18 protein-coding genes are annotated in these 19,748 nt (G+C 59.5%); 15 read left to right on the top strand and 3 right to left on the bottom strand.

Annotated features, from left to right (window positions below; genetic code table 11):
* Positions 1 to 27: 27 nt before the first annotated feature.
* Positions 28 to 807 carry an exodeoxyribonuclease III gene (gene xth, locus ACIQWS_RS09380; RefSeq protein WP_403175380.1) on the bottom strand — a complete coding sequence of 260 codons (780 nt, stop codon included), beginning with the start codon at positions 805 to 807 and terminating at the stop codon, positions 28 to 30.
* A gap of 51 nt (positions 808 to 858) precedes the next feature.
* A complete protein-coding gene (erpA, locus tag ACIQWS_RS09375) occupies positions 859 to 1,194 on the bottom strand; it encodes an iron-sulfur cluster insertion protein ErpA (protein WP_403175374.1) in 336 nt (111 codons plus the stop codon).
* Between the two features lie 159 nt (positions 1,195 to 1,353).
* On the opposite strand from erpA, the gene ACIQWS_RS09370 reads away from it, so the two are divergent.
* The 13 genes from ACIQWS_RS09370 to ACIQWS_RS09310 all read left to right on the top strand — a co-directional run bounded on the left by ACIQWS_RS09370 (position 1,354) and on the right by ACIQWS_RS09310 (position 16,008).
* Positions 1,354 to 2,562: a deoxyguanosinetriphosphate triphosphohydrolase gene (locus ACIQWS_RS09370; protein ID WP_403175368.1), complete on the top strand. Its 1,209-nt coding sequence runs from the start codon at positions 1,354 to 1,356 to the stop codon at positions 2,560 to 2,562.
* Between the two features lie 63 nt (positions 2,563 to 2,625).
* The gene (gene argS / locus ACIQWS_RS09365; RefSeq protein ID WP_346308487.1) at positions 2,626 to 4,383 is read left to right on the top strand and encodes an arginine--tRNA ligase; all 1,758 of its coding nucleotides are present in this window, start codon (positions 2,626 to 2,628) and stop codon (positions 4,381 to 4,383) included.
* 99 nt (positions 4,384 to 4,482) lie between these two features.
* Positions 4,483 to 7,089, top strand: a complete 2,607-nt coding sequence (locus tag ACIQWS_RS09360) for an SPOR domain-containing protein (RefSeq protein WP_403175357.1) — start codon at positions 4,483 to 4,485, stop codon at positions 7,087 to 7,089.
* A 75-nt stretch (positions 7,090 to 7,164) separates the two neighbouring features.
* The gene (gene nagZ / locus ACIQWS_RS09355; RefSeq protein WP_403175350.1) at positions 7,165 to 8,184 is read left to right on the top strand and encodes a beta-N-acetylhexosaminidase; all 1,020 of its coding nucleotides are present in this window, start codon (positions 7,165 to 7,167) and stop codon (positions 8,182 to 8,184) included.
* 13 nt (positions 8,185 to 8,197) lie between these two features.
* Positions 8,198 to 9,073 (top strand): segregation and condensation protein A, encoded by an 876-nt coding sequence (locus ACIQWS_RS09350; protein ID WP_403175345.1) that lies wholly within the window; start codon positions 8,198 to 8,200, stop codon positions 9,071 to 9,073.
* Positions 9,066 to 9,797 (top strand): SMC-Scp complex subunit ScpB, encoded by a 732-nt coding sequence (gene scpB, locus ACIQWS_RS09345; RefSeq protein WP_346307358.1) that lies wholly within the window; start codon positions 9,066 to 9,068, stop codon positions 9,795 to 9,797. Before ACIQWS_RS09350 ends, scpB begins: the two co-directional genes overlap by 8 nt.
* Positions 9,798 to 9,987: 190 nt before the next feature.
* Positions 9,988 to 10,209 (top strand): twin-arginine translocase TatA/TatE family subunit, encoded by a 222-nt coding sequence (locus tag ACIQWS_RS09340; protein ID WP_223613161.1) that lies wholly within the window; start codon positions 9,988 to 9,990, stop codon positions 10,207 to 10,209.
* Positions 10,210 to 10,273: 64 nt separating this feature from the next.
* On the top strand, positions 10,274 to 10,924 hold the full coding sequence (gene tatB, locus ACIQWS_RS09335) for a Sec-independent protein translocase protein TatB (RefSeq protein ID WP_403175333.1): 651 nt from the start codon (positions 10,274 to 10,276) through the stop codon (positions 10,922 to 10,924).
* On the top strand, positions 10,921 to 11,751 hold the full coding sequence (tatC, locus tag ACIQWS_RS09330; RefSeq protein WP_403175326.1) for a twin-arginine translocase subunit TatC: 831 nt from the start codon (positions 10,921 to 10,923) through the stop codon (positions 11,749 to 11,751). The genes tatB and tatC overlap by 4 nt, the downstream gene beginning before the upstream one ends.
* A 69-nt stretch (positions 11,752 to 11,820) precedes the next feature.
* Positions 11,821 to 13,104, top strand: coding sequence for a serine--tRNA ligase (serS, locus tag ACIQWS_RS09325; RefSeq protein WP_403175318.1), 1,284 nt, complete (start codon positions 11,821 to 11,823; stop codon positions 13,102 to 13,104).
* Between the two features lie 9 nt (positions 13,105 to 13,113).
* A complete protein-coding gene (gene surE, locus ACIQWS_RS09320) occupies positions 13,114 to 13,872 on the top strand; it encodes a 5'/3'-nucleotidase SurE (RefSeq protein WP_223613164.1) in 759 nt (252 codons plus the stop codon).
* A complete protein-coding gene (locus ACIQWS_RS09315) occupies positions 13,869 to 14,522 on the top strand; it encodes a protein-L-isoaspartate(D-aspartate) O-methyltransferase (RefSeq protein ID WP_223613165.1) in 654 nt (217 codons plus the stop codon). Before surE ends, ACIQWS_RS09315 begins: the two co-directional genes overlap by 4 nt.
* A gap of 145 nt (positions 14,523 to 14,667) precedes the next feature.
* Entirely contained in the window at positions 14,668 to 16,008 is a 1,341-nt protein-coding gene (locus ACIQWS_RS09310; protein ID WP_403175302.1) for a peptidoglycan DD-metalloendopeptidase family protein, read from the top strand.
* 56 nt (positions 16,009 to 16,064) lie between these two features.
* On the opposite strand, the gene ACIQWS_RS09305 is transcribed toward ACIQWS_RS09310, so the two are convergent.
* Positions 16,065 to 16,928 (bottom strand): ATP-binding protein, encoded by an 864-nt coding sequence (locus ACIQWS_RS09305; protein WP_288194478.1) that lies wholly within the window; start codon positions 16,926 to 16,928, stop codon positions 16,065 to 16,067.
* 163 nt (positions 16,929 to 17,091) lie between these two features.
* Between ACIQWS_RS09305 and yajC the strand changes: the two genes are divergently transcribed.
* Both yajC and secD read left to right on the top strand, forming a co-directional pair.
* Entirely contained in the window at positions 17,092 to 17,430 is a 339-nt protein-coding gene (gene yajC / locus ACIQWS_RS09300; protein WP_223613168.1) for a preprotein translocase subunit YajC, read from the top strand.
* Between the two features lie 56 nt (positions 17,431 to 17,486).
* Positions 17,487 to 19,748, top strand: coding sequence for a protein translocase subunit SecD (gene secD, locus ACIQWS_RS09295; protein ID WP_403175284.1), 2,262 nt, complete (start codon positions 17,487 to 17,489; stop codon positions 19,746 to 19,748).

Genomic DNA, 19,748 nt, shown 5'->3' with positions numbered 1-19,748 from the left:
CTGACCCGATAGGCCTTCAGCCGCAAATCATGCCAAGGCGATTGCCACAGGCACGTGATCCGACGGCTTTTCCCAGGCGCGGACATGTTTTTCGATGCTGGCGGAGGTGAGACGGTTGGCGGCCTCCGGCGACAGCATCAGATAGTCGATGCGGATGCCGTTGTTCTTCTGCCAGGCGCCAGCCTGATAATCCCAGAATGTGTATGTCCCCGCCTCATCCGTGACGGCACGGGTCGCGTCGGTGAAACCGAGGTTTTCCAGCCGGCGCAATGCCTGGCGCGATTCCGGCTGGAACAGCGCGTCATTCAGCCATGCTTCGGGGTGTTTGGCGTCCTTCGGCTGGGCAATGACATTGTAGTCGCCCGCCAGGACAAGCGGTTCTTCCAGGGCAAGCCGGTCTTCCGCCCAGCGTTCCAGACGCTCCATCCAGCGCAGCTTGTAGGGGAATTTTTCCGTATCGATGGGATTGCCGTTGGGCAGATACAGTGAAACAACCCGGATGGCGCCGGTTTCCGTCGAAAATACCGCTTCGATGAAGCGAGACTGCTCGTCGGTATCCTCGCCGGGCAGGCCGCGGATTACTTCGTCCGGGCTCTTCTTCGACAGGATGGCAACGCCATTGAAGCCCTTCTGGCCGTGGGTTTCGACGTGATAGCCGAGGGCTTCGATTTCACCTCGCGGAAATTGCTCGTCGACGGACTTGATTTCCTGCAGGCAGACGATGTCCGGATTGGATTCCCGCAGCCACGCTGTCAGAACTTCGATCCGCGCTTTCACACCATTGATGTTCCAGGTGACAATTTTCATGGGAAACAACGACTTTGCTGAGTTTTGATTGCGCGAAATCTGAAACGCCGGTCAGACGGAAAAACTGGTTCCGCAGCCGCAGGACGCGGTGGCGTTGGGATTGCGGATCTGGAAAGACTGTCCCATCAGGTCATCGACGAAATCGATTTCGGAACCGCCGATATAGGGCAGGGATATCGAATCAATCAGCACCTTTGCGCCGAGTTTCTCGATGACGATGTCATCGGCGTCCTGCGCATCGACCAGATCATATTTGTAGGAAAAGCCCGAGCAGCCGCCGCCTTCGACGGAAATGCGCAGGGCGGTCTTCTCGGGATCGGACTTCAGAATTGCCGAAATGCGCTTGGCAGCAGCATCGGATACGGAAACATTCATTGCATCGCTCATTTCTTCACGCTCCAAATGCGAACCAGTTCGCAGCGCTCCGGCTTAAGTTGACATTGCCATGTCACACCTTGCCATTCATCATACACCATAGCTAAGAATTGGCGACCGCGAAGTCAACGACCAGCGCGGCCGCAAAGTGGGAAGGCATTCAATTCAATCATGTCGATGCAGGGAATTGGCTTCGGATACAGGGAGAGGGCGCCCTATGCCTGCGATCCGCAACGCAGTCGCGGCCGCCTCGTGCCGGAAAACGAGAGTCCGACACGCACGGTTTTCCAGCGTGATCGCGACCGCATCATCCATTCCACCGCCTTTCGGCGCCTGAAGCACAAGACACAGGTGTTCATCGCCCATGAGGGGGATCACTATCGCACCCGGCTGACCCACACGATCGAAGTGGCGCAGATTGCCAGGGCATTGGCACGGTCGATGCGGCTCGATGAAGATCTGGCCGAGGCGATTGCCCTGGTGCATGACTTCGGCCACACGCCGTTCGGCCATACGGGCGAAGATGCGCTCAACGAAAAAATGAAGGCGTTTGGCGGGTTCGACCACAATGCCCAGTCATTGCGGATCGTGACCAGCCTTGAAAGGCGCTATGCGGAGTTCGACGGGCTGAACCTGACCTGGGAGACGCTTGAAGGGCTTGTGAAGCACAACGGTCCGCTGACGGGAGCGGATGGCCAGGGACTGAAGCACCCCGTGCCGGCCGCCATTGTCGAGTATAACAGCCAATATGACCTCGAACTCAGCCGTTATGCCTCGCTGGAGGCGCAGTGCGCGGCAATTGCCGACGATATCGCCTACAACGCGCATGATATCGACGATGGCCTGCGTTCCGGGCTGCTGTCGCTGGAGGCATTGGAGGAGGTTCCGCTGACGGGCGACATCCTGCGCGCGGTGCGGCAGAAATATCCCGTTCTCGATGATGTCCGTACATCGCACGAAATCGTGCGGCGGCAGATCACCATCATGGTCGAAGACGTTATCCGCACGGCCCAAACCAATATCGAAGCGCTGCAACCGCAATGCGTGGACGATATTCACAATGCCGGACGCATGCTCATCGGGTTTTCCGGGGCCATGCGGGACAAGGAAAAGCTGCTCAAATCGTTCCTTTACAAGAATCTCTATTTCCACGAGAGCGTCATCCGCATCAGAAAGTCCGCCGATCAGATCGTGCGCGATTTGTTCGATGCCTATATGGCCGACGAGCAGACCATGCCGGAAGGCTGGCGCGAGGGGCCGAAACACGACGGTTTGGCGGCGCGCGCACGGCTTGTGGCGGATTTCCTGGCGGGCATGACCGACACTTATGCTGTGCGCGAGCATCGCCGCTTGTTTGACCATACGCCCGAATTGGCTTAAGCGAAGGGCCAATCGCGGTCACACGACCGCACCAACGTGAAAAACCCGATCGAGTATAACGTCATGAACATCTTCGCCGATTTCGATGCGCGGATTAAAAAAGCCCTGCAAGCGCTTGAATTGAAAACCATTGATGGCGCCGATGTGGATCTGTCCCGCGTTGGCGTGGAGCCGCCGCGCGATCCGAGCCACGGTGATATCGCAACGAATGCCGCGATGGTTCTGTCGAAAGCCGTTGGCCAAAACCCGCGCGAACTGGCGATAAAGATCGGCGACGCGCTGAAAAATGACCCGGATGTCGGCTCTGTTGACGTTGCCGGACCGGGTTTTATCAACCTGCGCTTGAAGGATACGTACTGGCACGGGCAACTGGCCGGCATGCTGGGCGCCGGTCTCGACTATGGCCGGTCGAAGCTGGGCTACGGCCACAGGGTCAATGTCGAGTTCGTTTCAGCCAATCCGACCGGGCCGATGCATGTGGGGCATTGCCGGGGCGCCGTTGTCGGCGATGCCCTTGCCAATCTTCTGTCCTTTGCCGGTTATGATGTGACCAAGGAATATTACATCAACGATGCGGGCGCGCAGATCGATGTGCTTGCCAACTCGGTGATGCTGCGTTACCGCGAAGCGCTGGGTGAGCATATCGGCGAGATTCCGGCTGGCCTTTATCCCGGCGACTATCTTGTTCCGGTCGGGCAGGCGCTTGCCGCCGATTACGGCACGAAACTTCTGGCAATGCCGGAAGAAGAAGCGACCGCGATCATCAAGGATCGGACCATCGATGCCATGATGGTGATGATCCGCGACGATCTTGCGTCGCTCAATGTGCATCACGATGTGTTTTTCTCCGAGCGGACGCTGCATGCGGACAACGCCAAGCAGATCAGGTCGGCAATCAACGACCTGACGCTGAAGGGACATGTGTACAAAGGCAAGCTGCCGCCGCCCAAGGGCCAGCTGCCGGAGGACTGGGAAGATCGCGAGCAGACCCTGTTCCGTTCGACCGATGTGGGTGACGATATCGACCGGCCTTTGGTGAAGTCCGACGGACAGTTCACCTATTTTGCCGCCGACGTTGCCTATTTCAAGGACAAGTACGACCGGCACTTCGATGAGATGATCTATGTGCTCGGGGCCGATCATGGTGGGTACGTCAAGCGGCTTGAATCGCTGGCACGCGCTGTTTCCGGCGGTACGGCCAAGCTGACGGTTCTCATCTGCCAGCTCGTCAAACTCTATCGCAATGGCGAGCCAGTGCGCATGTCGAAACGCTCGGGCGAATTCGTTACCCTGCGCGATGTGGTGGAAGAAGTCGGGCGTGATCCCGTCCGGTTCATGATGCTGTACCGGAAGAATGACGCGCCGCTGGATTTCGACTTCGCCAAGGTCACCGAACATTCCAAGGACAATCCGGTCTTCTACGTCCAGTATGCCTCCGCGCGGTGCCATTCCGTGTTCCGGCAGGCGATCGAACAGCTTGGGCTGGGCGAAGAATCACTGGCGGCCAGTGCCCAGCACTTCGGTTTGCTGACGGACGAAAGCGAAATTGCGCTCATCCGCAAGCTCGCCGAATACCCGCGTTTGATTGAAACGGCGGCCGTCCATCAGGAGCCGCACCGCCTTGCTTTCTACCTTTATGACCTGGCAAGTTCGCTGCACGCGCAGTGGAATAAGGGAACCGAAAACGCGGACTTACGTTTTATTAAGGTTAACGATCCAAACTTGTCCCAAGCCAGGCTAGGGCTGGTGCAGGTTGTTTCTAAGGTTTTGGCGTCCGGATTGTCTATCATTGGTGCGGACGCCCCAACCGAAATGCGCTGAAAGGCGCGGAAATCCTGTCAACTTTTGCCCACATTGCGCTGGTATGGCCAATGCGTGACGTCTTTTGACGTCCATAGTTGAGAGTACAGGATTAACGCCATGGCGGACAACTATCTTCAGCGTTCTCACCGGCAGGATGATTCGCGATTCGGTAATGACGACCCTCTGATGGAGCTTTCCCGTATCATGGGAACGCCTGTCGAAGAGGAACATACGGCAACCGGATCGGGCGAGGATCTTGCTATGGATCTGGAGCGCGAGCTCATGGGCGATTTTGAGGAGCATCCTCAGCGTGCCGCCCCGGCGGCAGCCCCGGAGCCCGTGCACAGTCATGCTGAGCCGGATCGGTTTGCTCACTTCGATATTCAGGACGCGGTGGAACGGGAATTGATGTCGAATGCGGATTATGCGCATGCCGCAGCCGAGCCCGTCGCGATCTATGAGGAACCCGACTACGCCGATTACGAGCCGGACGCCGTTTATGCCGACGGTGAAACGGGTGAGGGGCGCGATGGGCACGAGCCCGTCAGCTTTGTGCCCGAACCGGCGCAGCCGGAACGCGCTGTCGTTGCGGCGCCGTCCTTAAGCCTTGAAGATGAACTTGAGACGCTTCTTGCCGGTGCGGCGAAGCCTGTGGTTCAGCGCTCGGCAAACGCTTCCTGGGGGTATGGTTCGCAAGCGCCGGTCATCGGCCGTACGGAAGCTGCTCCCATTATCAGCCGCGCAACCTCCTATGCGCCGTCCGTCACCCAGCCGGTTGCCGAGGCGAAGCCGGCCTATGCACCGGAACCTGCGGCCTATCAGGCCGCGCCTGTCCCGGCTTCGGCTGCCTACGCGCCGGTTCCGGTGCACGAAGAGGTGGCAGCGGTTCAGGGCGATCTGCTTGAGGATTTCGACACGGAAGAACTGATGGCTGCCTTCGACGATTTCGAAGTGCCGCTGGATGTGGAAGACGAAGCTGTTCCGGCGCATACGCTGGACGCAGAGCTGCCCCGTTACCAGAGCCCCGTGCATTCCTATGCGGCCGTTCGCGAGCCGGAGCTTGCTCCCGTTGCGCCCTTGGCTGCTGCAGAAACCCACCATCTGCCGGAGCCGCAGGATTTGAGCGGCTATGCGGATGAGCTGGATCGTGCGGCCTCGTCAATCTCCTCTGCGCCCGATGTTCACACCGTGGCGGTCACCGAGAACCGGGTCGAGTACACGGAGTCGCTCGATCTGCCTGAAGTGCACTACGAAGACGATGTTCCGCAGCACAATGGCCTGGGCGAGCTTGAAACCGAATTTGCTGAAGTCTTCGGCTCGATCGAGGCGGATGATACCCGCGCGGCCTATACGGCGCCGCAGGAGGAGCCGCAGCAGCCGGCGCCGGCCGCCAAGGACGAATACGCCGATATTTTTGCCGATGTTTTCGGCAATGAGGCTGAGCAGGGACATTATAGCCCGGCAAACTATGCGGCTGCCGGAGCCGGTGTCGCCGCAGCGGCGGCTGTCGGAGTAGCTGCTGCCAGCGCGCATCAGTCCCGTCCGGTTGCCAGCAGCTACAGCAACGGTCCTGAAGACGACATGGATTTTGGCTACGATCCAAAACGCGACGATGTCGGCATGGCTGCAACGACCTATGCCCAGCCGATGAGCCGCAAACGCAGCTTCGTTGTGCCGGGTGCCGTAGCAGCAGCCGTTCTACTCGCCGTTTCCGGTGCCGTTGCCTATAAATGGACCAGCGGATCGGGTGGCGCGCCCGTGGTGATCATGGCCGACAAAGCCCCGATCAAGGTTCAGCCGGAAAGCACGGCGAACACGACAGCGCCTGTCCAGGACAAGATCGTTTATGAAAAGGGTGCGACGGCGGATACATCGCCGCCAAAGCAGCAGCAGCTTGTCACGACCCAGGAAAAGCCGGTCGATCTGACTGCCGATACGGATGAGGATATTGCCGGAACCAAGGCCGAGGAGCGGGTCGATCCCGCCGCTGCGAACATGGCTTCGAGCGCGGAGCAGGCCCAGCCGAATGGCGCCATCGCACCGCGCAAGGTTCAGACCATGGTCGTGAAGCCCGATGGTACCATGGTCGCCGCCATTCCGCAGGCTGCCGATCCCGTCGCTTCAGGTCCTGCCGCCGCGCCCATGGCGCGTCCGGCACCGGCGGCGCCGGCCCCGGTCAGCGCGATGCCCGACGGCAACGATCAGATCGGCTCGCTTGCAGCGGCCAGCAATCCTGCAACGCCAAAACCGGCCGTTGAGCCCCTGGTTGCCAAGCCGCAGGCTCCGGCAACCGGCAAGCTGCCGGCCAAGGCGGTCGAGACGAAGAAGATCACGGCAGAGACGGTTGCCTCCGTTGCGCCGAAGAATGTCCCGATTGTCGACTCCCGTCCGGCGGACCAGCCCTTGAACGTTGTTGATCGCGTCGCGCCGCAAAAGCCGGCCGGTCAGCCGCAGCAGCAGGTTGCTTCTGCCGTGGCGCCGGGCACCTATCTGATCCAGGTTGCTTCGCAGCCGACGGCGGAAGGCGCGCAGAAGACCTATGCTTCGCTCGCCCAGCGCTATCCCGGCGTGATCGCCGGTCGCGGTGTCGATATCAAGCAGGCCGAGATTGCCGGCAAGGGTACATTCTACCGTGTTCGTATCCCGGCCGGTACAAAGGACGCTGCCGTCAATCTGTGCACCAAGTTCAAGTCGGCGGGCGGCAGCTGCTTCGTGACGCAGTAAGCCCGCCACATAACCAGACAAAGGCGGCCAATGGCCGCCTTTTCCTTTTTTGCATCACCGCAGTAGACTTTACCCATGAGCGAATCAAAAGCATGGATTGCCGGCACGTCCGGTCTGAAACTGACCCCCGACGAAATCGCGTTCTTCCGCGATGAACGCCCGTGGGGTTTTATCTTGTTTGCCCGCAATGTCAGCGAAGCGGCACAGGTCGAGGATCTGACCGCGCATCTGCGCGATCTGGTGCGGCGTGACGAAGCCCCTGTGCTGATCGATCAGGAAGGTGGGCGGGTGCAGCGTCTGCGGCCGCCGCTGGCGCCCAATTATCCCGCCGGATCGGCGCTGGGTGCCCTGTTCAAGCAGGACGAAGAGGCGGGATTGCGCGCGGCCTGGCTGCTTTCGCGCCTTCACGCGTTTGATCTCATGAAACTCGGCGTCAATGTCGATTGTCTTCCGGTTCTCGATGTTCCGGTTGAGGGCGCCAACGAGGTCATCGGCAGCCGTGCCTACGGCAAGCATCCGGAAATCGTCACGGCGATGGGCAGGGCTGCGGCGGAAGGCCTTCTGGCGGGCGGCATGCTGCCTGTGATGAAGCACATTCCCGGCCATGGCCGCGCATTTGCCGACACCCATCACGAATTGCCGACCGTGACGACGCCGCTCGACGAATTGGCGGAACACGACTTTGCCCCGTTCCGGGCTCTGGCGCATCTGCCCATGGCGATGAGCGCCCATGTCATCTTCTCGGCCATCGACCCGAAGCATCCGGCGACAACATCCGGCAAGGTTGTGGAAGAGATCATTCGCGGCCATATCGGCTTTGACGGGCTACTGATGAGCGATGACGTGTCGATGAACGCACTTTCTGGGGATTATTTTGACCGGACCAAAGCAATCTTTGCGGCGGGCCTCGATATCGTGCTTCACTGCCACGGCATTATGGAACAGATGACGGCGGTTGCTTCCTGCACACCCGAGCTGAACGGCAAGGCGCTGGAGCGGGCACAACGGGCAATCCAATATGCGAGAAAGCCGGATGCTTCGGATGAAGCGGAAATCCGGGAAGAATTCCAGCGTTTCTTCGAAGCGGTGGCATAGAAGCGAGAAAGAGTTGACGGCGACGGATCAGAAAACCAATGGCAAGACCGCGGCACCCATGGAGGCGCTGTGGGAAAGTGCATCCGATCGTGGTGTCAGCGAGCCGTCGCTTCTGATCGACATCAAGGGTTTTGAAGGCCCTCTCGATCTGCTTCTGCATCTGGCGCGCAACCAGCGGGTCGATCTGGCCCGCATTTCCGTGCTTGCCCTTGTCGAGCAGTATCTGATCTTCATCCGCCAGGCCCAAGCGCTGCGGCTGGAGCTTGCCGCCGACTATCTGGTCATGGCGGCCTGGCTGACCTACCTCAAGTCCAAGCTGCTGATCCCGAAGACCCCCGGCGATGAAGGCGAGAGCGGCGAGGAGCTGGCGGCGACGCTGCAATTCCGCTTGAAGCGGCTGGAAGCCATGCGCGATGCGGCCACGAAGCTGGTCAACCGCAATCGCCTTGGCCGCGATGTCTTTGCCCGCGGCATGCCGGAAGCCGTCATTGTCGATCAGACCAATATCTATTCGGCAACGCTTTACGAACTCCTGACCGCCTATGCCTCGCAACGGCAGAAGCAGGCGATTTCCCACGTGCAGATCGCGCGCCGCAGTGTCTGGTCACTGAAGGAAGCACGTACCATTCTCATGCGTCTTGTCGGTGAGATGAAGGATTGGACCGCATTGGATCAATACCTCCTCGATTTCATCGCGTCGCCCAGCGAGCGCGCCACCGTGCTGGCCAGCTCCTTTGCCGCCAGCCTTGAAATGGTGCGGGAAGGGCATATGGAAATCCAGCAGACCGGTGCGTTCAAGCCGATTTTCCTGCGGGACCGGCCGCCAAGACCGGCTGAAAAGACCGACCAGCCGCCGCTGACAACGATGAGGGACGTGGTCAATGGCTGAAACCGGTCCTCTGCATATCCAGCCCGATAACGATGAAAGCGACAGCCGCGAGGCGGACTGGAAATCGACGATCTCCGTATCCGATGCGTTGCGCATGGCCGAGGCTATCCTGTTTGCCTCAGCCGAGCCGGTGACAGTGAGGGCGCTGGAAGAGCGTCTTCCCTCGGGGATCGACGTTCCGGCGCTGCTTGGCGAGTTGCAGTCGGTGTATTCCAAGCGCGGTATCAATCTCCTGCAGGTTGGCGGCGCATGGGCCTTCCGCACCGCAGCCGATCTTGCCTTCCTGATGAACCGCGAGGCAGTACAGCAGAAGAAGCTTTCGCGAGCCGCACTCGAAGTGCTCGCCGTGATTGCCTATCACCAGCCGGTGACGCGGGCGGAGCTTGAAGATATTCGCGGCGTGGAGACGTCAAAGGGCACGCTGGATGTGCTGATGGAGACGGGCTGGATCAAGTTCCGCGGGCGCCGGCGCACGCCGGGGCGGCCGATCACCTATGGCACGACATCCTCGTTCCTCGATCATTTCGGCCTGCAGGAGGTGCGCGATCTGCCGGGGATCGACGAATTGCGCGGCGCCGGACTGTTGTCCGCGCGCATGCCTGCCAATTTCGCCATTCCCATCCCGGTCAATGATCCCGATGAATTGACCGAAGACGAAGATCCGTTGACCGATATCGATCTGGAAGAACTTGGACTTTTGACGCCGCGTGTGGAACACGATTGAATTTTTATTTGCCATATTTGTGCGCAATGGTGGCGCAGACGATGCCGGTTCGGAAAATTCGTGCTGAAGATTTCAATTCGCACTTGCGCCGAACTTACATGAATGTGAAACAACAATATGCACTTGTGTTTGAAAAGCACGGGGAAAAGGCATAGATGAGCTCAAACTGTTGAGCGAATGCGAGGGTAAAATGGGTAGTTTTTCAATCTGGCACTGGCTGATCGTATTGGCGATCGTGCTTCTGGTTTTTGGTCGCGGCAAGATTCCCGAACTGATGGGCGACGTTGCCAAGGGTATCAAGAACTTCAAGAGCGGCATGGCCGATGATGATGCGGCTGACAATTCCAAGACGATCGATAATCAGCCGAACCAGCCGGTGAATTCCGTCAAGGAAAAGACAACGAAGTCCTGAGTGGCTTGATTTAGTTTTTTCCTGCGCGGGGCTTTGCTGTCTCGCTGCGGCCGGAGCATGATGAATGTTTGATGTTGGTTGGTCGGAAATCCTGGTGATCGTGATCGTTGTGATCGTGGTGGTCGGGCCAAAAGATTTGCCGAAAATGCTGCGCGCCTTTGGCAAGGCGACGGCCAAATTTCGCGCGACCGCGGGTGAATTCCGGCGTCAATTCGATGAAGCCCTCAAAGAGGCCGAGCTCGATGACGTGCGCGATATCATCAACGATGCCAAAAGCCTCGATCCGCGCAACGATATCCGCAAGGTTTTCGATCCCGTCCGCACGATTGGCGAGGAAATCCGCTCAAGCCTGAAGGATGGCGGTACGGCCGGCAAAGACAACATTGCCGTACCCGATCCTTCCGCTCCCGGCGCGACGCAGCTTCAACCGCAGACGATGGAGCCTGTCGCTCCGCTGATGACGGCCACGGCGCCAAAGAAAACCCGCCGGGCCAGCAAGCCCAAGGCTGCGGCTGAGACACCGGCTTCCGCCGCTGTATCCGGCAAGGCTGCACCAGCCAAGGCAACGGCCAAGGCCGCTGCGCCTGTCAAAGTTGCGGCCAAGCCATCTGCCGCCAAAATACCGGCAGAAACGCCTGCACAGACTGCACCAGCAAAAAGAACGGCCAAGCCGCGTGCCAAGGCCAAAGCTGGCGATACGGGGACAAAATCTTGAGCAAGACCGACGACGACATTGATAAGAGCTCGGCCCCGCTGATCGAACACCTCATCGAATTGCGCCGCCGGCTGATCTGGGCATTGGTGGCGTTTTTCGTGGCATTCCTTGTCTGCTTCCATTTTGGCCGGCAGTTGTTCAATGTTCTGGTCATCCCGTATCAGTGGGCCGTGTCCTGGGCCGGCTTTGATCCGGCAAAGGCGCAATTGATCTATACGGCGCCGCAGGAGTTTTTCTTCACGCAGGTCAAGATCGCCATGTTCGGCGGCATTGTTCTGGCTTTTCCCGTCATTGCCTCGCAGATTTACAAGTTTGTCGCGCCGGGTCTGTACAAGAATGAACGGATGGCATTTCTGCCATTCCTGATCGCGTCGCCGGTGCTGTTCCTGATGGGCGGCGCACTGGTGTTCTTCTTTTTCACCCCCATGGTGATGTGGTTCTTCCTTGCCATGCAGCAGACCGGCGGCGCTGGTGAAGTGCAGATTTCACTTCTGCCCAAGGTTTCGGAATATCTGAGCCTGATCATGACGCTGATTTTCGCGTTTGGCCTGGTGTTCCAGTTGCCGGTGGTCACGTCGCTGCTCGCGCGGGTTGGGCTTGTCAGCTATGAAGGCCTGCGCTCGAAGCGCAAATACGCCATCGTCATTGCCTTTATCGTCGCGGCGGTGATCACGCCGCCGGACCCCCTCAGCCAAATCGGTCTTGCACTCCCGACGATCCTTCTCTACGAGGTTTCCATCTGGATGGCGCGTCTGATCGAGAAAAAGCGTGAGGCAGCTGAAGCCGAAGCACAATCAGGGTCCAGCGATAGCGATATCTCGTCCTGACGCAGTTCCAGCTTTCGCCGGACAATCACGTCCTCAATCCAACGAACACTTCAAGACGGCTTTATTACCATGCTCGACATCAAATGGATCCGCGAGAATCCTCAGGCGCTTGACGCAGCTTTGGCGAAACGGAGCGTCGAGCCGCAGTCGTCCCGCCTGATCGAGCTGGACGAGAAGCGTCGTCAGCATATCGCCAAGCTGCAGGACGCGCAGGAACGCCGCAATGCCGCCTCCAAGGAGATCGGCAAGGCCATGGGCGCCAAGGATCAGGCCACGGCCGACCGTCTGAAGGCCGAAGTGGCCGAAATCAAGGTCTTCCTGCAGAGTGCTGAAGAAGAAGAGCGCCAGCTTGACCGTGCGTTGAACGATGCGCTGGCCGTGCTTCCCAATCTTCCCCTCGACAGTGTCCCGGTCGGCAAGGACGAGGGCGGCAACGTCGAAACGCGCCGCGTCGGTCATCTCAAGAACTTCTCCTTTGAACCCAGGGAGCATTTCGAGATCGGCGAAAACCTTGGCTACATGGATTTCGAGCGTGCAGCAAAGCTGTCCGGCAGCCGGTTTACCGTCCTGAAGAGCCAGCTGGCGCGGCTGGAGCGTGCACTCGGCCAGTTCATGATCGATCTGCACACGACCGAGCATGGCTATACCGAGGTCAATCCGCCGCTTCTGGTCAATGCGGACGTGCTTTATGGCACCGGCCAGCTGCCGAAGTTCGAAGAGGATCTCTTCAAGACAACCGATGGCCGCTATCTCATTCCAACGGCCGAGGTGCCGCTGACCAATCTCGTGCGGGAAGAAATCCTCGACATTCGCGATCTGCCGATCCGGATGACGGCGCTGACAGCCTGCTTCCGCTCCGAGGCCGGTTCGGCCGGCCGTGACACGCGCGGCATGCTGCGCCAGCACCAATTCATGAAGGTCGAGCTGGTGTCGGTCACCGATGCCGAGAGCTCCATTGCCGAGCACGAGCGCATGACCGCTTGCGCCGAGGAAGTGCTGAAGCGCCTCGACCTGTCGTTCCGCACGATGACGCTGTGCACGGGCGACATGGGCTTTGGCGCGCAGAAGACCTACGATCTGGAAGTCTGGCTTCCCGGCCAGAAGGCCTATCGCGAAATCTCCAGCTGCTCCGTCTGCGGTGATTTCCAGGCACGCCGCATGAATGCGCGCTACCGGCCGGAAGGGGAGAAATCGACGCGTTTCGTCCACACGCTCAACGGTTCCGGTACCGCAGTCGGGCGTGCACTGATTGCCGTTGTCGAAAATTATCAGAACGAGGACGGTAGTGTCACAGTTCCTGAAGCACTTGTGCCTTACATGGGTGGACTGAAACGAATCGAAAAAGCTGCATAGGAGAGGGCGATGCGCATTCTGCTGACCAACGATGATGGTATTCATGCGGAAGGTCTGGCTGTTCTGGAACGTATCGCCCGCCAGCTTTCCGACGATGTCTGGGTGATCGCGCCCGAAACCGACCAAAGCGGTCTGGCCCATTCGCTGACGCTGTCCACACCGCTGCGCCTGCGCGAGATCGATGACCGGCACTACGCCGTTCGCGGTACGCCGACGGACTGCGTGATCATGGGCGTCAAGCATCTGATGCCTGAGCCGCCGGACCTGATCCTGTCGGGTGTCAATTCCGGCTCGAATACCGCCGATGATGTCACCTATTCCGGCACCGTTGCCGCGGCCATCGAAGGCACGCTCCTTGGCATCAACTCAATTGCCCTGTCGCAGGAATACAATCTCGATGGCGGGACACGCGTCCTGCCATGGGACATCGTCGAACAGCGCGCACCGGCTCTCCTGAAAAAGCTTCTGGCTGTCACGCTGGCCAAAGGCGTGCTTCTCAATGTGAATTTCCCGAGCTGCAGCGGCGGGGAACTGGCCGGGGTCCGCGTCACGGCGCAGGGCAAGCTTTCCCATGGATTGACGATTGAAGAGCGGCAGGATGGACGCGGCCTGCCATATTACTGGCTGCGGTACGGCCGCGGCAAGGATGAGCCGGCGGAAAACAGCGATGTTGCCGCCATCCGCAAAAACTACATCTCCGTGACGCCGCTTCAACTCGATCTGACAGCGCACGAGATGCGCCAGACCTTGGAGGATGCGTTCGCATGAAGCCTGCGCTTTCAGAACGGGAAGGCTTTGCCGCCTTCGTCCTGCGGATGCGGTCTTTGGGAATGACGGACCAGCGGCTCATGACGGCTTTTGAGGCGACATCCCGCATGGCCTTTGTTTCCGGCAATCTGGGAACGCTGGCCTATGGCGACCGGATGCTGCCGATCGAATGCGGTGAGTTCATGGAAGGGCTGGACCTGCAGGCGCGCCTGATCAAGGCCCTCGATCTTGAGCCGGCGCACCGGGTTCTGGAAATCGGCACGGGCACCGGCTTTACCGCTGCCATCATGGCTCGGCTCGCCGGCCGGGTCCTGTCCATCGAGCGCTATCGTACTCTGGTTGAGCTTGCGCAGCAGCGCCACCAGACATTGAAGATCGAAAATATCTTCATCAAACATGCCGATGGCAAGCTTGGCCTGACCCATGACGGGCCGTTTGACCGCATTGTCGTCTGGGCGGCTTTTGAAAGCATGCCGCGCCAGTTCGTCGAGCTTCTGTCGTCCAATGGCGTCATGATTGCGCCGATCGGTCCGGTTGACGGCAAGCAGGTGGTGTCGCGCCTGTCGAAGATCGGGAGCCGTTTCGAGCGCGAGGATATGATGCCCGCGCGCTTTTTGCCGCTGCTTGACGGTGTTGCCACAGCCCTTTGACACGGACGTTCTGCCGCAGCGCAGGCGCAACCCTTTACGGGTTTGGTGAATCTTTTACAAATTTTCTGCTCGTTTTAACGGTCGGGTAACATTAACGCGGTTTAATAGCTCCATATTCTTGTATTGAGTACGGGCGGGATAAGCGATGCGTTTGAGTGTACTAGACAAAGCGTCACGGCGGCTGGCACTGAATGCCAGCATTCTCATGATTGCCGGTTTGGCTGCAGGCTGCAGCTCCGGAGTATCGCGCTTTACCAGTGCTGACTTCAGCTCCGGCTATAGCGACAACCAGCGTGCAATCATTCAACCGCAAAATGCGGGTGCAACGGGTTACACGCCACCAGTCGATGCACGCTATACGGCGTCGGTGAACCGCAATGCGGTTCCAGCGGCGGGCGGTGTCCAGCGCGGTGCCTTGCCGCCGGTCGGTGCGGTCAGCGCCTCGACACTGCCGCCGGTCTCCTCGCAGCCGGCACGTCAGCTCGCCAACACCGCGCCCGTCCGCCAGCAGGTGGCATCGGTCCAGCCCGTGGGCAATGTGCAGGCTCCGCCGCTTGCCGCTCCAGCCGGAACGCTGAAGACACCGGATGGCCGTGAAGCGCGCATGCCGACCAAGCCGGCGACACCGGGACAGGCTTCCGCCAACACGGCAGCCATTCTTCCGCAGGCCCCGCAGGTCAAGGACCGGAACGGCGCGGCAACGACGACGGCAAACAATACGACGCCACCCAGCCATTCCGGCTCCTATACGGTTCAGGGCGGCGACACGCTGCATGCCATTGCCCGCAAGACGGGCACCAATGTCGAGGCCATCAAGCAGGCCAACAACATGAAAGAGGGCACCGTTCGGGTCGGCCAGTCGCTGGTCATTCCGGCATCGAGTTCCTCGCTGGCGCAAAATGTCGCCAACAACATGAAGTCGAAGGGTTCCGTCGATCAGGTGAAGACCGCCGCGACGCCGCCAGTCGAACAGCCAAAGGTTGTTGCAAGCACGGCACCGACTGCAGCGATTGCTGCGCCGCAGGCTGACAGCCAGGCAAAGCCTTACACGCCGCCGCAGGCGAGCGAAAAGGTGATCGACGATGCGGAGAAGGATGTTGCATCGGCACCATCCGCCACCGGTGCGTCGCAGATGCGTTGGCCAGTTCGCGGCCGGGTTGTCGCCAATTACGGCAAGGGCAATGACGGTATCGACATTTCGGTTCCCGAGGGCACGCCGATCAAAGCCGCTGAAAACGGCGTGGTCATCTACTCCGGCGATGGCCTGAAGGAGTTCGGCAACACCGTTCTCGTGCGCCACGACAATGGTCTGGTCACGGTTTATGGCAATGCGAGCAAGCTGAACGTGCAGCGCGGCCAGAAGGTGAAGCGCGGTGAGGAACTTGGCCGGTCGGGCATGACAGGCAATGCGACATCGCCAAAGCTGCACTTCGAAGTGCGCAAGAACTCGACCCCGGTCGATCCGTCGAAATATCTCGAATCCTGATCAGCTCAGGTTTGAATCAGAAGGCCCGCTCAGCGATGCGCGGGCCTTTTCGTTTGTCAGAGCTTCTTGCCGAGCCGTCCGGCCAGGTCCTGCGTGAACTGCCATGCGACGCGGCCGGAGCGCGAACCGCGCGTGGTCGACCATTCCAGCGCTTCCGCATGCAACTGCTCCTTCTGCATCGGCAGATCGAAATGCGCGGCATAGCCGTCGATCATCGAGAGATAATCGTCCTGGCTACATTTGTGGAAACCGAGCCACAGACCGAAACGATCCGACAGGGACACTTTTTCCTCAACGGCTTCGGACGGATTGATGGCCGTCGAGCGCTCGTTCTCGATCATGTCGCGCGGCAACAGATGCCGGCGGTTCGAAGTAGCGTAGAAGATGACGTTGTCCGGACGGCCTTCGACGCCGCCTTCCAGCGCCGCCTTCAATGACTTGTAGGATGTATCGTCGTGGTCGAAGGAAAGATCGTCGCAGAACAGAATGAAACGATATTTCGTGTCCTTGATGGCCGCCATCAGGGAGGGGAGGCTGTCGATGTCCTCACGATGGATCTCGACCAGCTTGAGCGTACCGGTATCGTCGGGCGCGGCAATGTTGACGGAGGCATGCACGGCCTTCACCAGGGATGACTTGCCCATGCCGCGCGCGCCCCACAGAAGCACGTTGTTGGCCTGCAATCCGTCGGCAAAGCGCTTGGTGTTGTCGAAGAGGATATCGCGGACGCGATCGACCCCGCGAATGAGTGAAATATCGACCCGGTTGACCTTTCTGACGGGGTCGAAGGCAAGCTTGTCCGGGTTCCAGACAAAGCAATCCGCCGTGTCGAGATCGACGGGTTGCGGTTTTGGCGGTGCCATGCGCTCCAGCACTGCAATCAGACGGTCAAGTTTATCTGTCAGCAATTCCTCGGACATTCTTATCAAGCCTTTGTTTTTTCTGCGTTCAAGCCACTATCATGTTGATGGGAAATCGAAAAGCGCGCTACGGGATTTTGCACGGTTGCTTTTCCCATTCCAAACATTGTATTGCGCAGGCTCTATAAACTTTCAAACACGTATTACTCTGGAGATTGTCTCTATGTTCGTAACTCCCGCATATGCACAGACAACAGGTATCGGTGGTGCGCCGGAAATGCTGATGAGCATCCTGCCATTCATCCTGATTTTCGTGATCATGTACTTCCTGATCATCCGTCCGCAGCGCACGCAGATGAAGAAGCGCGAAGAGCAGCTCAAGAACATCCGTCGCGGTGACACGATCATCACCGGCGGTTTCGTTGCCAAGGTGACGAAGGTGTTCGATGACAGCGGTGAACTCGAGGTCGAAATCGGCGAGGGCGTCAAGGCCCGCGTCATCCGCGCACTGGTGTCCGACGTGCGCATCAAAGGTGAACCGGTTGCCGATAACAAGAAATAAGTCATAGTGACAGGGCGGCATCAGGCCGCCCTGTTGATTCTTGAGGTCGGGATTGCATGCTCTATTTTAGCCGCTGGAAGACACTTCTCATCTGGGCCGTTGTTCTGGTCGGCGTGATCCTGGCTCTGCCAAACCTCTTTACCCCCATCCAGTTGGCGAACCTGCCCAACTGGCTGCCGAAGAAGCAGCTCGCCCTCGGGTTGGATATGGAAGGCGGCTCGCGCATCCGGCTGCAGGTCGACAAGGACAAGCTGGCGCAGACCGGCGCGGCCATCGAGGTGATGAACCGCCGTCTCAGCGAGCTCGGCTACACCAATCCCAATGTGGAGAGCCAGAGAAGCGGGCGTGTACTGGTCGAGGTTTCGGGTCTGTATGACTCGCAGCTGCTCAAGGATATTCTGAGCCTGACCGGCCAGCTGAGCTTCCGCATGATCGATACGTCCGTGCCGGTGCAGCAGGCGATTGACGGCACGCCGCCGGAAGGCGCTGATGTTGTCTATTCCTTTGACGATCCGCCCGTGGCCTACCTCGTCAAGAAGGAGGCCATCGTCACCAACCAGAATTTTGTCGGGGCGCAGGCGGGTGTCGATACGGCCACCCAGCAGCCCGTCATCACCTTCAAGCTGGACAGCGCGGGCGCGGAACGGTTCTCCCGGGCGACCAAGGAAAACATTGGAAAGTCCTTTGCCATCGTGCTTGACGATCAGGTGCTGTCGGCACCGGTCATCAGCGAAGCCATTCCCGGCGATACGGGCCAGATCACCGGCAATTTCGACCTGTCGGGTGCCAGCAACCTTGCCATCGTCATGCGTGCCGGCGCACTGCCTGCACCTGTTACCGTGATTGAAGAACGTTCTGTCGGTACCGATCTTGGCGCTGCTGCCGTGTCTGCAGGCAAGATCGCGGCGCTCATCGGCGCCGGTCTCGTCATCCTGTTCATGCTGCTGACCTATGGCCTGCTGGGCGTGATTGCGAGCATCGCGCTTGTTGTCAACATCGTCCTGATCCTGGCGGTTCTGACCATATTCGGCGTACCGCTGAGCCTTGCCGGCGTTGCCGGTATCGTCCTGACCATCGGCATGGCGGTGGACTCCAACGTTCTGATCTACGAGCGCATTCGCGAAGACCGGCGCGCCGGCTTTTCGGTCATCCAGGCCATCGATTCCGGCTTTGCCCGCGCGCAGGCGACGATCGTCGATGCCAATGTGACAACGCTGATCGCCGCGCTCGTCCTGTTCATCCTCGGCACCGGGCCCGTGCATGGCTTCGCCGTGACCGTCACCATCGGTATTGTCACCACGCTGTTCACCACATTCACGCTGACGCGCTGGATGGTGTCTGCCTGGGTGCAGTGGTCGAAGCCCAAGGAAGTGCCGCGTGCACCGCTGAAGCTCATTCCCAACAACACCAGGATTCCGTTCATGCGGCTGCGCGGGCTGACGCTGGGTTTCTCCGCGCTGTCGAGCGTTGCCGTCATCGTGCTGTTCCTTGTCGTCGGCATGAATTTCGGCATCGACTTCAAGGGCGGCACCATGGTCGAGATCGCCTCCAATGAAGGGCCGATCGATCTGGACGATGTCTATAGCCGGCTGGATGACCTGAACATCGGCGATGTGAAGATCGAACCGTTCAAATCGGACAGCCGGGCGCTGATTACGGTTGGTAGCCAGCGCGAAGGCGAAAACGCCGAGCAGACCGTCGGTGTCAAAATCCGCGGCGAGCTTGATCAGGATTATGAATTCCGCCGGGTGGATGTCATCGGCCCGACTGTATCGGGCGAGCTTGCCAAGGCGGGCGGACTGGCGGTCGCGCTCTCCCTGGTGGCGATCTTCGCCTATGTCTGGTTCCGCTTCGAATGGCATTTTGCCCTCGGTGCGATCATCGCGACCATCCATGACGTGGTGCTGCTGCTCGGGATGTTCATTATCTTCCAGATGGAGTTCAACCTCTGGAGCATTGCGGCGCTTCTGGCCATTGTCGGTTATTCGCTCAACGATACGGTGGTGATTTACGACCGCGTCCGGGAAAACCTGCGGCGGCATGGCAACAGCGTTTCGCTGTCGGCGGTTCTCGATGCCTCGATCAACCAGACATTGTCGCGCACCATCCTGACATCGCTGGCCACCTTCCTCGCGCTGGTCGTGCTCTATGCCTATGGCGGCGATGATGTCCGCTCTTTTGCGCTGACCATCGCGGTCGGCATTGTCGTTGCGACCTATTCGTCGATCTTCGTTGCCGGACCCTTGCTGATGCTGTTCGGGCTCAAGGGACGCGATGTGATCGATGATGCTCATCCCGCCAGGCAGAGCGGAGCATAG

Origin of the sequence: Phyllobacterium sp. NPDC097923 (assembly GCF_044760925.1) — a bacterium.
Classification (GTDB): domain Bacteria; phylum Pseudomonadota; class Alphaproteobacteria; order Rhizobiales; family Rhizobiaceae; genus Phyllobacterium; species Phyllobacterium calauticae.
This window is presented reverse-complemented; position numbering and strand designations above follow the sequence as displayed.